Annotated in this window: 12 protein-coding genes; 4 read left to right on the top strand and 8 right to left on the bottom strand. The window is 70.1% G+C overall.

The window, feature by feature from the left end:
• The first annotated feature begins 16 nt into the window (after nucleotides 1-16).
• Together ACTJLF_RS26700 and ACTJLF_RS26695 are read left to right on the top strand one after the other, a co-directional pair.
• Nucleotides 17-1,444, top strand: a complete 1,428-nt coding sequence (locus ACTJLF_RS26700) for an aldehyde dehydrogenase family protein (RefSeq protein WP_440884245.1) — start codon at nucleotides 17-19, stop codon at nucleotides 1,442-1,444.
• Nucleotides 1,445-1,568: 124 nt separating this feature from the next.
• Entirely contained in the window at nucleotides 1,569-3,041 is a 1,473-nt protein-coding gene (locus ACTJLF_RS26695) for a TPM domain-containing protein (protein ID WP_440884244.1), read from the top strand.
• Nucleotides 3,042-3,048: 7 nt separating this feature from the next.
• Here ACTJLF_RS26695 and ACTJLF_RS26690 read toward each other — a convergent pair whose 3' ends face one another.
• The 5 genes from ACTJLF_RS26690 to ACTJLF_RS26670 all read right to left on the bottom strand — a co-directional run bounded on the left by ACTJLF_RS26690 (nucleotide 3,049) and on the right by ACTJLF_RS26670 (nucleotide 8,961).
• Nucleotides 3,049-4,386 carry an MFS transporter gene (locus tag ACTJLF_RS26690; protein ID WP_019658295.1) on the bottom strand — a complete coding sequence of 446 codons (1,338 nt, stop codon included), beginning with the start codon at nucleotides 4,384-4,386 and terminating at the stop codon, nucleotides 3,049-3,051.
• Between the two features lie 112 nt (nucleotides 4,387-4,498).
• Nucleotides 4,499-5,104, bottom strand: coding sequence for a class I SAM-dependent methyltransferase (locus ACTJLF_RS26685; RefSeq protein ID WP_440884243.1), 606 nt, complete (start codon nucleotides 5,102-5,104; stop codon nucleotides 4,499-4,501).
• A 10-nt stretch (nucleotides 5,105-5,114) separates the two neighbouring features.
• Entirely contained in the window at nucleotides 5,115-5,807 is a 693-nt protein-coding gene (locus ACTJLF_RS26680) for a thioredoxin family protein (protein WP_184604932.1), read from the bottom strand.
• A gap of 94 nt (nucleotides 5,808-5,901) precedes the next feature.
• On the bottom strand, nucleotides 5,902-8,085 hold the full coding sequence (locus ACTJLF_RS26675) for a protein-disulfide reductase DsbD family protein (protein WP_440884264.1): 2,184 nt from the start codon (nucleotides 8,083-8,085) through the stop codon (nucleotides 5,902-5,904).
• A 102-nt stretch (nucleotides 8,086-8,187) separates the two neighbouring features.
• Nucleotides 8,188-8,961 (bottom strand): alanyl-tRNA editing protein, encoded by a 774-nt coding sequence (locus ACTJLF_RS26670; RefSeq protein ID WP_440884242.1) that lies wholly within the window; start codon nucleotides 8,959-8,961, stop codon nucleotides 8,188-8,190.
• Nucleotides 8,962-9,105: 144 nt separating this feature from the next.
• Between ACTJLF_RS26670 and ACTJLF_RS26665 the strand changes: the two genes are divergently transcribed.
• Nucleotides 9,106-10,479, top strand: a complete 1,374-nt coding sequence (locus ACTJLF_RS26665) for a PQQ-dependent sugar dehydrogenase (RefSeq protein WP_440884241.1) — start codon at nucleotides 9,106-9,108, stop codon at nucleotides 10,477-10,479.
• A 17-nt stretch (nucleotides 10,480-10,496) separates the two neighbouring features.
• On the opposite strand, the gene ACTJLF_RS26660 is transcribed toward ACTJLF_RS26665, so the two are convergent.
• Nucleotides 10,497-11,051, bottom strand: a complete 555-nt coding sequence (locus ACTJLF_RS26660; RefSeq protein ID WP_132802175.1) for a GNAT family N-acetyltransferase — start codon at nucleotides 11,049-11,051, stop codon at nucleotides 10,497-10,499.
• An 82-nt stretch (nucleotides 11,052-11,133) separates the two neighbouring features.
• The gene (locus ACTJLF_RS26655) at nucleotides 11,134-12,144 is read right to left on the bottom strand and encodes a zinc-binding alcohol dehydrogenase family protein (RefSeq protein WP_132752112.1); all 1,011 of its coding nucleotides are present in this window, start codon (nucleotides 12,142-12,144) and stop codon (nucleotides 11,134-11,136) included.
• A gap of 84 nt (nucleotides 12,145-12,228) precedes the next feature.
• Here ACTJLF_RS26655 and ACTJLF_RS26650 point away from each other — a divergent pair, with 84 nt between their 5' ends.
• On the top strand, nucleotides 12,229-13,137 hold the full coding sequence (locus ACTJLF_RS26650; protein WP_132752113.1) for a LysR family transcriptional regulator: 909 nt from the start codon (nucleotides 12,229-12,231) through the stop codon (nucleotides 13,135-13,137).
• Nucleotides 13,138-13,478: 341 nt separating this feature from the next.
• Here ACTJLF_RS26650 and ACTJLF_RS26645 read toward each other — a convergent pair whose 3' ends face one another.
• A complete protein-coding gene (locus tag ACTJLF_RS26645; RefSeq protein ID WP_019656821.1) occupies nucleotides 13,479-14,276 on the bottom strand; it encodes an SDR family oxidoreductase in 798 nt (265 codons plus the stop codon).
• Nucleotides 14,277-14,343: the final 67 nt, after the last annotated feature.

The raw sequence follows: 14,343 nt of genomic DNA, 5'->3' as shown, positions 1-14,343 counted from the left end.
CGCAGGAGCGACGACCATGTGGAACATCCAACAGGCCTACATCGACGGCGCCTTCGTGCCCGTGCAGGGCAGCGAGCGGCTGGAACTCGTCGATCCGGCCACCGAGCAGCCGATCGGCACCGTGACGCTGGCGAACCGAGACGACGCGAAGCGCGCGATCGAGGCCGCGAGCCGGGCACAGCCGGCGATGGCCGGCAGCACCAGGACGCAGCGCATCGACATGCTCAGGCGCCTCGAGGCCGCCGTGCTGGCGCGCACCGAGCAGATCTGCGAAGCCACCATCGAGGAATACGGCGGCCCGCTGGCCCGTTCGCGATGGGTCAGCAACTACGCCTCGCAATGCTTCGCCGACACGGCGCGCGTGCTGGAGGGCTATGACTTCGAGCGGCGCATGGGCGATGCCGTCGTGCGCATGGAGCCGGTCGGCGTCGCGGGCCTCATCGCGCCATGGAACAGCACCGCCGGAAGCATCTGCAGCAAGCTTGCATCGACCGTCGCCGCGGGCTGCGCGTCGGTGATCAAGCCCAGCGAGTTCAGCCCGCTGCAGGCGCGGGTCGTGACCGAGGCGCTGCACGAGGCGGGCCTGCCGGCGGGCGCCGTCAACGTGCTGCTCGGGCGCGGCGGCGACGTGGGCGACGAGCTCGCCACCCATCCGGCCGTCGCCAAGATCTCCTTCACCGGTTCGACCGCCACCGGCAAGCTCATCGCACGCGCGGGCCTGGACACGCTCAAGCGCGTGAGCCTCGCGCTCTCGGGCAAGTCGGCCACCGTGGTGCTGGACGATGCCGATCTGGCCACGGTGCTGCCCATGGCGCTGGGCGCGGCCTTCATGAACAACGGACAGGCCTGCGTGGCGGGCACGCGCCTGCTGATTCCGAATGCGCGGATGGCGCAGGCCATCGAGCTCTTGCGCGCGTCGACCAAAGCCATGCGCGTCGGCGACCCGCGCGACCCCGCCACCGCGGTCGGTCCGCTGGCGAGCAAGGCGCAGTTCGAGCGGGTGCAGCGGTTCATCCGCCGCGGGCTCGAGGAGGGCGCGACGCTGGTGGCCGGAGGCGAAGGCCGCCCGGAAGGCTTCGACAAGGGCTGGTTCGTGCGGCCCACCGTGTTCGCGGGCGTGCGCAACGACATGGACATCGCGCGCGAGGAGATCTTCGGACCGGTGCTCTCGGTGATCGGCTACGACGGCGAGGACGATGCGCTGGAGATCGCGAACGACTCGCCCTACGGCCTGCAGGCCTACGTCTTCTCGTCGCAGCCGCAGCGCGCACTGCGTGTGGCCTCGCGGCTGCGCGCCGGCACGGTGCTGGTCAACCGCGTCACGCCCGAGCTCAGCGCGCCCTTCGGCGGCGTGAAGCAGTCGGGCATCGGCAGGGAGTTCGGGCTCTTCGGCATGGAGGCTTTCCTGGAGCCGAAGACCGTGGCCGTCGCGCAGTCCGGTTGAGATCGCGCCGCGAAGGGGCGCAGGGGCAGCAGGGGGCAGGGGTTATCCTGCCCTCATGCTCCTTACAGACTCCGAGTCCTGCGCATTCGCACCGCAAGCACAGGCGAATGCCGGCAAGAGGCCGTTGAAGCGCTGGGCGTGCCTCTGCTTCCTTTTCTTCGTCTTCATCGCGGCCTGCGCATGCCCGGCCTTCGCGCAGTCCAGGACGAGCCCGGTGCCCGTGCCGCCGATGAAGACGCGCGTGGTCGATCTCACGAACACGCTGGGCGCGCAGGAAGCCGATGCGCTGCGCCAGGAGATTTCCGAGCTCGAGAGCAGCACGCAGGCGCAGCTCGCGGTGCTGGTCGTGCCGACGACCGGACAGGAGTCGATCGAGCAATACGCCACGCGCGTGTTCGCGCGCTGGAAGCTGGGCCGCAAGGACGAGAACGACGGCGTGCTGGTGCTCGTCGCGTTGAAGGATCGCAAGATGCGCATCGAGGTGGGCTCGGGCCTGGAGGGCGCGATCACCGACATCCAGGCCGCCGCCATCATCGACCGGGAGATGGCGCCGCGCTTTCGCAATGGCGACTACGCGGCCGGCCTGCAGGCGGCAGTGCGTGCGCTCTCGCAGCTGATCGGTGCGCCGGCGGCAGCGGCGCAGTCATGGCCCGACACGCTCGCATCGGACACCTCGTCCGCGCCGCTGCCGGTGGATGAGGAAGCCGTGCGCGAGCCGAAGGAATCCGGCGGCGGCCTCACGCCGGAGGGGAAGGCCTTCCTCGGCGTGATGCTGTGGAGCATCGGCGTGGGTGCATGGCATGGACTGGGCGCGGGGCCGCTCGTCCCCACGCGGCGACGCACCTCGCGGCCCCCTGTGCGGGGCAAGCGTTCGGGCAAGCGCGGGCGCCGCCTCCAGCGGCCCGAGCCCTGGGCCGAGGCGCTGCAGGACATCGAGCCCGAAGAGCCGCGCAAGCCGCGCGACTGGCGGCTCGTGCTCGGCCTGGTCGGCGCGGGTCCGCTGGGCGGGGCGGCCCTGCTGCTGAACCCGTTCATGGCGGGCTTCCTGGCCATTCCGGCGCTCTTCCTCTACGGGCTCGGCTACCTGTGCGCGCGCGTGAAGGAGGTGGCCTATGTGCTCGGCGGCATCGCCGCGGTGATCGCCGCCTTGACCTGCATCGGCTTCATGGTCGGCGGCGACGTGTTCTGGCCGGGCTTCCTGTGGGCGCTGGCGATCGGCGGCGCGGGCCTTCTGGTCACGGTCATCGTCTTCGGCATCCGCAACACCTGGCGCGACGGCAGCGTGCTGGGCTTCGTGGTCCGCTGGGTCGTCGTGCTGGGCGTGGCCGGCGCGGCGGTCGCGATCACCAGGCCCGGACCCTTCCCCGGCGAAATGTGGATTCCGGTGGCCATCGCGACCGTCGTCGCGCTGCTGTTCATGTTCGTCTTCCCGATCTTCGGCACGGGCTCGGGGGACGGCGACGACGATAGCTCGGACAGCGGCTGGAGCAGCGGCTCGTCGAGCAGTTCTTCGAGCAGCAGCAGTTCGTCGTCGGACAGCTCCTCGTCCGGCGGCGGGGGCTCCAGCAGCGGAGGCGGGGCCTCCGGCAGCTGGTAGCGGCCGCTCAGACCACCGGCACGCGCGTGGCGTCGGCCGCGTCCACCTTGCGGCGGTACAGCACCAGTGTGGCGATCAGGCCGCAGATGGCTGCGCCCGTCATCCACAGGCCCGGCGCGCCCTTGTCGCCGGTCATCTCGATCAGGCCCGTGGCGATGGCCGGCGTGAAGCCGCCGAAGATCGCGGTGGCCAGGCTGTAGGCCAGCGAGAAGCCGGCGGTGCGCACGTTGACGGGCATCACCTCGGTGAGCGCGACCACCATCGCGCCGTTGTAGCTGGCGTACAGGAACGACAGCCACAGCTCGACCGCGAGCATGCGCGCGAAGCTCGGCTCGCCGACCAGCCACTTGAGCGCGGGATAGGCGGTGAGGATGGTCAGCACCGTGAAGACGATCAGCAGCGGCTTGCGGCCCACGCGGTCGGACAGCGCGCCCATGATCGGCAGCCAGATGAAGTTGGAGATGGCCACGCACAGCGTGACGATCAGGGCGTCGGTGGTGCTCAGGTGCAGCACGGCCTTGCCGAAGGTCGGCGTGTAGACGGTGATCAGGTAGAACGACACGGTCGTCATCGACACCAGCATCATCCCGGCGATGACGAGGCCCCAGTTGGCGATCATCGAGCGGAAGATCTCGCGCGCGTCGGGGCGGTGCTTGCGCGCCATGAACTCCTCGGTCTCCTGCAGCGAGCGGCGGATGATGAAGAGCACCGGCACGATCAGGCAGCCCACGAAGAAGGGGATGCGCCAGTAGAAGTCGCCGATCTCCTGCGGCGTGAAGGTCACGTTGAGCCAGTAGCCGAGCGCGGCCGCCACGACGATGGCCACCTGCTGGCTGGCCGACTGCCAGCTCACGTAGAAGCCCTTGTGGCCCGGCGTGGCCATCTCCGACAGGTACACCGACACCCCGCCGAGCTCCACGCCGGCCGAGAAGCCCTGCAGCAGCCGGCCGACCAGCACCAGCACCGGGGCCGCGAGGCCGATGGTGGCGTACGAGGGCACGCAGGCGATCAGCAGCGTGCCCAGCGCCATCAGCGCCAGCGTGACGATCAGGCCCTGGCGGCGGCCGACGCGGTCGACGTACGCGCCCAGGAAGATCGCGCCCAGGGGCCGCATCAGGAAGCCGGCGCCGAAGGTCATGAAGGTCAGCATCAGCGAGGCGAACTCGTTGCCCGACGGGAAGAAGGCCTTCGAGATCTGCGTGGCGTAGAAGCCGAACAGGAAGAAGTCGAACATCTCCATGAAGTTGCCGCCGGTCACGCGCAGGACGGTGGCGAACTTGGAGGAGGAAGCGGTGGAGGCGTGGGCGGCTGTGCCCGATTGCGCGGCGCTGGGCGCAGGATTCATCTAGTTGTCCCCTTGGGCGGTTCTGGCGATGTGTGCGCCCAAGCGTAGGCCGGGCTTCCCGACCGCAACCTGACTGCGCTGGTCAGGTAGCTGTCACCGGCATCGATGTCCCTCAGGCGGGGCGCTGCAGGACCAGGAAGCTCCAGCGCACGTCGGCGCGCCCGAGCATGTCCTCGCGCTGCGCGAGGAAGCGCGGCAGCAGCCCGTGACGGCCGGCGAGTTCGGCCGTTTCCTCGGCCGAGACCTCGAACATGCGCCGTCCCTCGGGCACCGGGCCGTGGCGCAGCGACATCGCGACCTGGCCGCCCTCGGCCACCAGCCCCGCGAGAGCCTGCATCGCTGCGGCGCGCTCGGCGGCGTCCAGGTGCATCCAGACGGCGGTCAGCAGGACCAGGTCGTGGCGAATGCCCAGCGTCAGGGTGCGGTGCAGGCCGGGCAGGTGGTCGTCGATCCACTCGATGGGCAAATCGGCATGGCGGCGCATGCCCTCGGCGCGCAGCTGTGCCGTGGGCTCGACCGCCACCACCCGGTGCCCCCGCGCGGCCAGCGCCGCGGCATCGCGCCCGGAGCCCGCGCCGATGTCGAGCACGCGCGCCGGTGCGGCAGGCAACAGGTGCAGCACCTCGCGGTGCACGTCTTCGAAGCGCAGGCTCTCGTACTGCTGCGCCAGCGCCGCGGCATTGGCGCCGTAGCCGGCCGTGCCCCGGATCTCGCTCATCCCGGCGGCGTCAGGCCTTGTACTTGATCGAGCAGCCGTACGGCCGCGTGGTGGCCGCCGAGATCGGCCTGCCTCCGAAGGCCTCGCCCAGGGCCTGGTTCACGTAGTTGGTCGCGGTCTTGATGTCGTCCGCCCGCGCCGAGGCGATGCTGTCGATGCCGCCCGCGTAAACCAGCACGCCCTTGGGGTCGATGATGAAGATGTGCGGGGTTGTGCGCGCGCCGTAGACTTGGCCGATGACGCCGTCCTCGTCCATCAGTACGGCGGTGGGCGCGGCCTTCTGCGACTTCATCCAGGCGTCCAGCGCCTCGGGCTTGAGGTAGTCGGTGGCGGCGCGCTCGGTGGAATTGATGGCCAGCCACACCACGCCCTTGTCGGTGGCGGCCTTCTGCGTGGCGGGCATGTTGCCGCTGCCATAGTGCTTGCGCACGAAGGGGCAGCCGGGGTTGGTCCACTCGAGCACCACGAACTTGCCCGCGAAATCGGACAGCTTGTGCTTGGCGCCGGTGGTGTCGACCGCGACGAAATCTGGCGCCTGCTGGCCCACCGTGGGCGCTGCGGCGGCGTTGTTGCCCATCAGGAAGGTGGCGCCGAGCGCCACTGCGGCGGCGACGACGGCACGGCGGGAGGCCCGGCTCAGGGCGGCGCGGGCATTGCGCGCGGCACGGAAGGAACGCGAGTCGGCGGTTGGCGAGAGAGACATGGCCAGCTTGAACTCCAAAACAAAATTCCAAACAACAACTGCAGCTTAGAACGGTTTCTTCAAGTGCTTGTGACAACCCATGTCACGCCGGTGGTCAAAGGGCGGCGATGGCGGCGCGGACCTCGTCCTTACCCAGTATCTCCGTCAGCACGACCGGGGGCTTGCCCGGCGCCTGCAGCACGTACACCGGCACGCCGCTTCGGCCCAGCGCGGTGAGCGCGGCGGTGATGGCCGGGTCGCGGCGGGTCCAGTCGGCGCGCAGCATCGCGACCTTCTTGGCGTCGAAGTCGGCCAGCACCTTCTCGTCGGACAGGGTGCTCTTCTTGTTGTACTGGCAGGTCACGCACCAGGCGGCGGTGAAGTCGATGAACACCGGCCGGCCCTCGCCCGACAGCTGCGCCACGCGCTCGGCGGACCAGGGCTGCCAGCGCTGGCCGACGCCGTCCTTCGTGGCGGCCGATGCCAGCTTCGCGGGCTCCACCACCTGCAGCACGTTGCGGCCGATGGCGGCGGTGAGCACGGCGGTGAAGGCGATCAGCACGCCGGCGATCACCATCCGCGTGCGCCCGCGCAGCGTGAGCGCCCAGACGATCGCGGCCATGCACACCAGCAGCGCCAGCAGCGTGCCCGCGCCGTCGATGCCGCTTTGCTGGCCCAGCACCCACACCAGCCACGCCACGGTGGCGAACATCGGGAATGCGAGCAGGCGGCGCAGCGTGCCCATCCACGGCCCCGGCTTGGGCAGCAGGTAGGCCACGGCGGGCACGAAGCCGGCCACGAGGTACGGCAGCGCCAGCCCGAAGCCCAGCGCCGCGAAAAGCAGCAGCGCCTGGGCGGCCGGCAGTCCGATGGCGAAGCCCAGCGATGCGCCCATGAACGGCGCGGAGCAGGGCGATGCGATGACCACCGCGAGCACGCCCGAGAGGAAGTCGTTGGCCAGCGGATGCTTGGCCTGCGCGCTGCACACCGAAGAGGGCGCGGCGCGGCCGAACTCGAACACGCCCGCGAGGTTCAGCCCGATCAGCGTGAACAGTGCCGCCAGCGCCGCCACCACGCCCGGCGACTGCAGCTGGAAGCCCCAGCCCAGCCCGGCGCCCGCCGCACGCAGCGCGAGCATGCCGCCGCCGAGCGCGAGGAAGGACAGCATCACGCCGCCCGTGTAGGCCAGCCCGGCCTTGCGGTGCGCGCTGGCGTTGCCGGCCTGCCGCGCGAAGCCCAGCACCTTGATCGCGAGGATCGGGAACACGCAGGGCATCAGGTTCAGCAGCAGGCCGCCGAGCAGGGCGCCCAGAAGCGCGGCCATGAAAGTGGTGGTGGAGGGGGCGGGCAGGTCGCCGGCCTTCGTTGCCGCGGCATTCGCGGCGTTGGCCGCGAGCGCCGCCTGCAGCGCCGGAGACACCTCGGCAGCGCGCGATGCGACGGCCGAGGGCCACGCGCCCGAGACAGGCGCCTCGGCGCGCCACGCCACCGGCTGGCCGGCCTGGCGGTCGGCCTCGGGCAGCGTCACCACCACCGGCATGACGGTGGGGCTGGCGCTGCGCTGGTCGGCCAGCGGCACGGTGGCGGTCCAGGTGTCGCCCTGCCAGGACTGGGTCCAGTCCTTGCCGGAGACGGCGGCGGTGCGGATCACCTCGGGGGTCTCGGGGAAGAACTCCAGCGTCTTGCCCTGCGCGGCGGCCGGCAGGCCCTCGAGCCGCACCTTCAGGCTGTGGCCGTCGACCTCCACGGCGCCCGGCCTGGCCAGCGGCTGGGGGGCGGCGCCCAGGGCGGCATCGAACTCGGCCTTGTGCAGCGCGGTCGAGCCCTGCAGCGGCAGGGACAGCGTGAAGGTGCCCTCCTCGGGAATGCATTCCTTGCGGCAGACCAGCCAGGAGGCCTTGAGCTGGATGTCCATCGCCGGCGTGCCGCCCAGCGCCACCGGCGGCTTGTAGAGCGTGGAAACCTCCAGCGGCACCGGCAGCAGCACGGTGTTCTCGTAGCCGTAGTTGGCGAGGCTGCCGACCGGGATCTTCTTCGGCGCCGGCCATGCGATCTCGCCGGTCGAGACGCCCGCCGGCAGCGTCCACGTCATCTCGGTGGGCAGGCCGGAGTCGCCCGCGTTCTTCCAGTAGGTATGCCACTCGGGCTGGTGCGCGATCTGCAGGCCGACCCAGACCGGGGCGCCGGGCGTCACGCCGTCGGGGGCGTGGGCGACGAGTTCGGCGCGCACATGGGGGGTGGTGACCACCGCGCCCGGCTTCGACGCCAGTTCGGATGTCGATTGCGCCACGGCCGGCATGCTGGCTGCGGCTGTTGCTATCAGAAGCGTAGCGAATTGGATGCGCGGGAAGATCATGCCGTCAGTCGGAGCAATCGGTGGGGGCGAAGTTCCGGGGCCTCGTCAGCCTGCCGTGGCGGCTTGCGGACCCCAGCCCAGCACCACGCGGCGGCTGCTGGCGCTCTTCTTCTCTATCTTGGTGACCACCACCGCCCCGATCTCGGCGGTGTTTGCAACATGCGTGCCGCCGCAGGGCTGGAAGTCGATCGCCGTCCCACCCTCTCCCGATCCGCCGATGCGGATGGTGCGAACGGTGCCCGTGCCGCGCGGCGGCTGCACGCTCATGCTCTTGACCAGCGCGGGGTTGGCGTCGAGCTCCTCGTCGGTGATGGCGCCCACCGTCAGCGGATGGGCCGCCTCGACCAGCCGGGCCAGGCCCGCGGTCAGCGCGTCCTTGTCCAGCGGATCGGTCATGTGGAAGTCGATGCGCGCGTAGTCGGGCGTGATGGAGCAGCCGTTCACCGGGACCGGCACCAGGTGGCAGAGCAGGTGCGAGGCGGTGTGGAAGCGCATCAGCCGATGGCGGCGCTCCCAGTCGATGCGGGCGGCGACAGCGTCGCCTGGCTTGAGCGCGGCCAGCAGCTCTTCCTGTCCCGGAGCCGGCACGTGGATGAATTCGTCGGTCGGCTTGCCTTCCGCATCCTTGGCCTTGCGGGTGTCGGCGATGACGATCTCTCGCCCGCCGGCCATGGCCAGCACGCCGCTGTCTCCGGCCTGTCCGCCGCCCAGCGGATAGAACACCGTGCGGTCCAGCACGATGCCGGTGTCGTCGATTCGCACGATGCGGGCGTCGCAGCTGCGCAGGTAGGCGTCGGCGCTGAACAGGTCGTCGGTCATCCGGCGATGGTAGCGGCGATGCGCCGATGAGGTGCGCCCACGCCAGAAAGCGCCCACGGCCGACACTGCCCGGTGCACCCGCCTGGGGAAGATGTGCCGCATGCGGCACGCCGCCGCAGACGACCGCAGCGCAAAGGAACACGCATGGAACGACAGCAGCAAGCACCCACCCGCATCGCGCCTTCGTGGCCCGCAGCCACCGCCGCGGCACTCGCCGCCGCGCTGCTCGTCGCCGGCTGCGGCGAGGCGGCAAAGCTCGCGCCCGAGCTGACCACCGGCCCCCGCCCGCAGCTGGCCGAGCCGAACAAGACGCTGATTCCCACCGTCAACGTCGCGCCGGCTGTCGGCTGGACCGACACCGCCGCGCCCGTCCCTGCCGAGGGCCTGAAGGTGACGGCGCTGGCGCGCGGCCTCGACCATCCGCGCTGGGTCTACACGCTGCCCAACGGCGACATCCTCGTGGCCGAGAGCAACAAGCCGCCCAAGCCCGCCGACAGCAACGACGGCGGCAGCGGTCCCATCGCCAAGATCCGCAACTGGGTCATGGGCAAGGTCATGGGCCGCGCCGGCGCGGGCGTGCCCAGCGCCAACCGCATCACCCTGCTGCGCGACGCCGACGGCGACGGCGTCGCCGAGGTGAAGCAGGTGTTCATGACCGACCTGCGCTCGCCCTACGGCATGGTGCTGGTGGGCGGCGAACTCTTCGTCGCCAACGCCGATGCGCTGGTGAAGGTGCCCTACACCGAGGGCCAGACCTCCATCACCGCCAGCCCGACGCTGGTGACGCAGCTGCCCGCCGGCATCAACCACCACTGGACCAAGAACGTCATCGCCAACGCCGACGGCAGCAAGCTCTACGTGACGGTCGGCTCCAACAGCAACATCGGCGAGAACGGCCTGCCGGCCGAGGAGGGCCGCGCCGCCATCTGGGAGGTCGACACCAAGAGCGGCGAGAAGCGCCTCTTCGCCAGCGGCCTGCGCAACCCCAACGGCATGGGTTGGGAGCCCGAGACCCAGGTGCTGTGGACCGTGGTGAACGAACGCGACGAGATCGGCAGCGACCTCGTGCCCGACTACCTCACCTCGGTGAAGGACGGCGCCTTCTACGGCTGGCCCTGGAGCTACTACGGCGGCGTGGTCGACGTGCGCGTGCAGCCGCAGAACCCGCAGATGGTCGCCAAGGCCATCGCGCCTGACTACGCGCTCGGCTCGCACGTCGCACCGCTGGGCATGGCCTTCTCGCGTCCGGGCGGCATGCCCGAGCAGTTCGCCAGCGGCGTGTTCATCGGCGAGCACGGCTCATGGAACCGCAAGCCCAAGTCGGGCTACAAGGTGGTGTTCGTGCCCTTCATCGGCGGCAAGCCCAGCGGGCCGCCCATCGACGTGCTGACGGGCTTCCTCAGCGCCGACGAGAAGGCCCACGGCCGCCCCGTGGGCGTGGCGCTCGACAAGAGCGGCGCGCTGATCGTGGCGGACGACGTGGGCAACACCGTGTGGCGGGTGTCGAAGGCGCGGTAGCCGTCGTCCTTCGTTCCTCAGCGCTGCGGCCGGGCGATGCGGTAGAGCCGGTGCCGGCGCAGCGCGTGTCCTTCGGGCACCAGCGGGTGGTCGAAGGCGCCATCGACGTCTTCCTTCATTCCGATGCGCTGCATCACCGCGGCCGAGCGGGTGTTGTTCCATGCGGTGAAGGCGACGATCTCCTGCAACCCGAGCTGCTCGAAGCCCACCTGCAGCGCGGCGCGTGCCGCCTCGCTCGCGTAGCCATGGCCCCACCACCTGCGCGCGAAGCGCCAGCCGATCTCCACGCACGGTGAGAAGGGCAGCTCGGCCGCCGGCGAGTTGAGCCCGGTGAAGCCCATGAACTCGCCCGACTCCCTGTGCTCCACCGCCCAGAAGCCCCAGCCGTTCTCGGCGATGCGCGAGCGTGTGCGCGCCACCGCCGCATCGCTGTCGGCGCGCGTGGGCAGCGGCAGCAGGAACTCCATCACCAGCGGGTCGCACGCGAGCTCGAAGAAGGGGGCCAGGTCGCTGTCGCGCCATTGGCGCAGGCGCAGGCGGGTCGTGTCGGTTTCGATGATGTCTCTGGTCATGCGGCCGATTGTGTTCGACCTGCACGCTAGCCCCCGCGGCGGCAGGCTCTCTCAATCGCGCCTGCCTGCCGCGTGCCTTGACTCAGAACCCGGCCAGCACCACCTTGCCCTGCGCCTTGCCGCTCTCGATGAGCGCGTGGGCGCGGCGCAGGTTCGCGGCGTTGATGGTGCCGAAGCTCGCGTTCGCCGTGGTGCGGATGCGGCCCGCGTCGACCAGCGCCGCCACCTCGGCCAGCAGCGCGCCCTGCTCGGCGATGTCGGGCGTCTCGAAGCGCGAGCGCGCGAACATCATCTCCCAGTGCAGCGAGATGCACTTGGTCTTCAGCGGCATCGCGTCGAGCACCTTCATGTCGTCGATCACCGCGAGCTGGCCCTGGGGCTTGAGGCTTTCGATGATCTGCGCGTAGTGCTGGTCGGTCTGCGTGAGGCTGGCGACCATGTCGACCTCGCCGATGCCGGCGGCCTTCAGTTCGGCGGCCAGCGGCCTGGAGTGGTCGATGACCGCGTGCGCGCCCAGTTCCAGGCACCAGGCGCGCGTCTCGGCGCGCGAGGCGGTGGCGATCACGCGCAGCTTCGTCAGCTGGCGCGCGAGCTGGATGAGGATGGAGCCCACGCCGCCGGCACCACCGGTGACCAGCAGCGTCTGGCCTTCGCCGCCGCCCTTGGGCACGCGCAGGCGGTCGAACAGCAGCTCGTAGGCGGTGATGGTGGTCAGCGGCAGCGCGGCGGCCTGCGAGTCGTCGAGGCTCTTGGGCGCGAGCGCCGCGATGCGCTCGTCCACCGCGTGCAGCTCGGCATTGGTGCCGGGACGGATGATCGAGCCCGAGTAGTACACGCGGTCGCCGACCTTGAAGTTCTTCACCTGGGCGCCGACGGCCTCGACCGTGCCCACGGCGTCCCAGCCCAGCACCTTGGCCTGGCCGGCCTCGGGAGCGGCGTTCTTGCGGACCTTGGTGTCCACGGGATTGACCGACACCGCCTTCACGCGCACCAGCAGGTCGCGCGCGCCGGGCACGGGGGTGGGCAGCTCGATGTCCTGCAGCGACTCGGGGTTGTCGATGGGAAGGGGCTGGTAGTAGCCGATGGCTTTCATGGGAGGACCTTTCAGTGACGATGACTGAACTGTAGGATCGCAAGGCTGATTTGATAAGTAGGCCGAAATCAGCAACAGTTTCAAATGAAGATTGAAAATATCTCCGACCTGCAGGTGCTGGTGCACACCGCGCGCGCCGGCACGCTCACCGCGGCGGCGCATGCGCTGGGCATCACGCCGGCGGCCGCGAGCGCCACGCTCAAGCGGCTGGAGGCGCAGCTCGGGGCGCGGCTGTTCGAGCGGTCGACGCGGGCGATGCGCCTCACGCCGCAGGGGCAGACGCTGCTCGACTACGCGGTGCGGGCGTTCGAGCTGCTGGACGAGGGGGAGTCGCTGGTCACGGCCGATCGCGGCGAGCTGGTCGGCACCCTGCGCGTGGCCTCGCCCTCGGACCTGACGCGCAGCACGCTGCTGCCGTGGTTCGACGAGTTCCTGGCGCTGCATCCGGGCGTGCAGCTGTCGCTCTCGGTGGGAGATCGGCCGCTGGACGTGATGCGCGACGAGGTCGACGTGGCGCTGCGTTACGGCGCGCTGGCCGATTCGCGGCTGGTGGCGCGCGCCTTCGCGCTGACCAATCCGCTGCTGACGGCTTCACCCGACTACCTGCGGCGGCATCCGGCGCCCCGGGTGCCGCAGGACCTGGTGCACCACAACTGCCTGATCTTCAATCGGTCGGGGCGGCGGCACCGGCTGTGGCGGTTTGCGCAGAACGGGCAGTGGACGGAGGTGCGGGTGAATGGGAACCGCAGCGTCGACGATGCCTCGCTGGCGCGGGAGTGGACTGTGGCGGGGTATGGGATTTCTCTGAAGTCTGCGCTGGATGTGCGCAATGACATTCGGGAAGGGCGGTTGGTGCAGCTGTTGGCGGATTGGGAGACTGAGCCTTATCCGTTGCATGCCTTGTTGCCTAGTGGGAGGTTTGTGCCGGCTCGGGTTCGGGCGTTTGTCGAATTTCTTGCCGTGAAGTTCGAGGGGTTGTTGGGGGCGGGGTGAGGTTGTTTCCCGGGGCCGGGACTCGGCCCGGCGGCCGACCTACTTTTCTTTGCTTCGCCAAAGAAAAGTAGGCAAAAGAAAGGCGACCCCACTGTCTGCGACCCCTTCGCTGCGCTACGGGGCAACCTGCGGTGCTCGCGTTTCGCGGGGTCTCGCCCAAACTCGCTTCGCTCAGACAAGGGCGAGCCCTGATCCGCGAAACGCTGCGCTCCTCAGCGCAGCCAGAGGGGAGGGGGAACGCTCGGGCCTTTGCTTCGCTCGGCCTGGCTCCCTCTCCCGCTTGCGGGAGAGGGCTGGGGTGAGGACTGCGGCGGCTGATGTCGCCGTGCTTTCTTGTTCCCTCAAATCATCGGCGTGACCGCACCATCCATCGCCACGATCGCGCCGGTCACATAGCTCGCTTTCGGCGACGCGAGGAACAGCACGGTGTTCGCCACTTCTTCCGGCGTCGCGATGCGGCCCAGCGGCAGTCTGGACTTGGCACGCTCCAGTGCTTCGTCGGTGCCGATGCCCTGCAGCTTCGCGTCGGCCTTCATGCCTTCCTGCAGGCGCTCGGTGAGGGTGAGGCCGGGGTTCACGGCGTTCACGCGCACGCCCTTGGCGGCGTAGGCGGCGGCCATGCCGGCGCTCACGAGCATGAGGGCTGCGTTGGCTGCGCCGCCGGCCATGTGGACGGGGCTGGCGACTTTGCCGCCCTGGCCGATGACGTTGACGATGGCGCCGCGGCCGCGACGGCCCATGCGCTTGACCACCGGGTCGATCATGTGGATGTAGGTGAAGTACTTGGCGTCCATGGCGTCGTGCCACGACGCGGCGGTGAGGTCGTCGGGCGGGGTGCGGCGGGCGGCGCCTGCGGAATTGACGAGGACGTCGACGGGGCCGAATGCCTTTTCGGCGGCGTCGAGGGCGGCAACGGCGCCGGCGGGGTCCTTGAGGTCGGCGGCGTGGATGGAGACGCGGCCTTCGGCCTGCGCGAACGATTCGAGCAGGGTCTTGCGGCCCTGTTCCAGGTTGGCGAGGTCGCGCGAGACGAGGCTCACGCGCGCACCTTCGCGCAGGAAGCCGAGGGCGCAGGCCAGGCCGATGCCCTTGCTGCCGCCGGTGACGAGTACGTGCTGGTCCTGGAGTTGGAGGTCCATGAATCGGGTCCTTGTTGGAGATTGCAGGATGGGTGCGGCGATTCAATCACCACCGCGAAACCCCTGC

Origin of the sequence: Variovorax sp. 22077 (assembly GCF_052044195.1) — a bacterium.
GTDB lineage: Bacteria > Pseudomonadota > Gammaproteobacteria > Burkholderiales > Burkholderiaceae_C > Variovorax > Variovorax atrisoli.
This window is presented reverse-complemented; position numbering and strand designations above follow the sequence as displayed.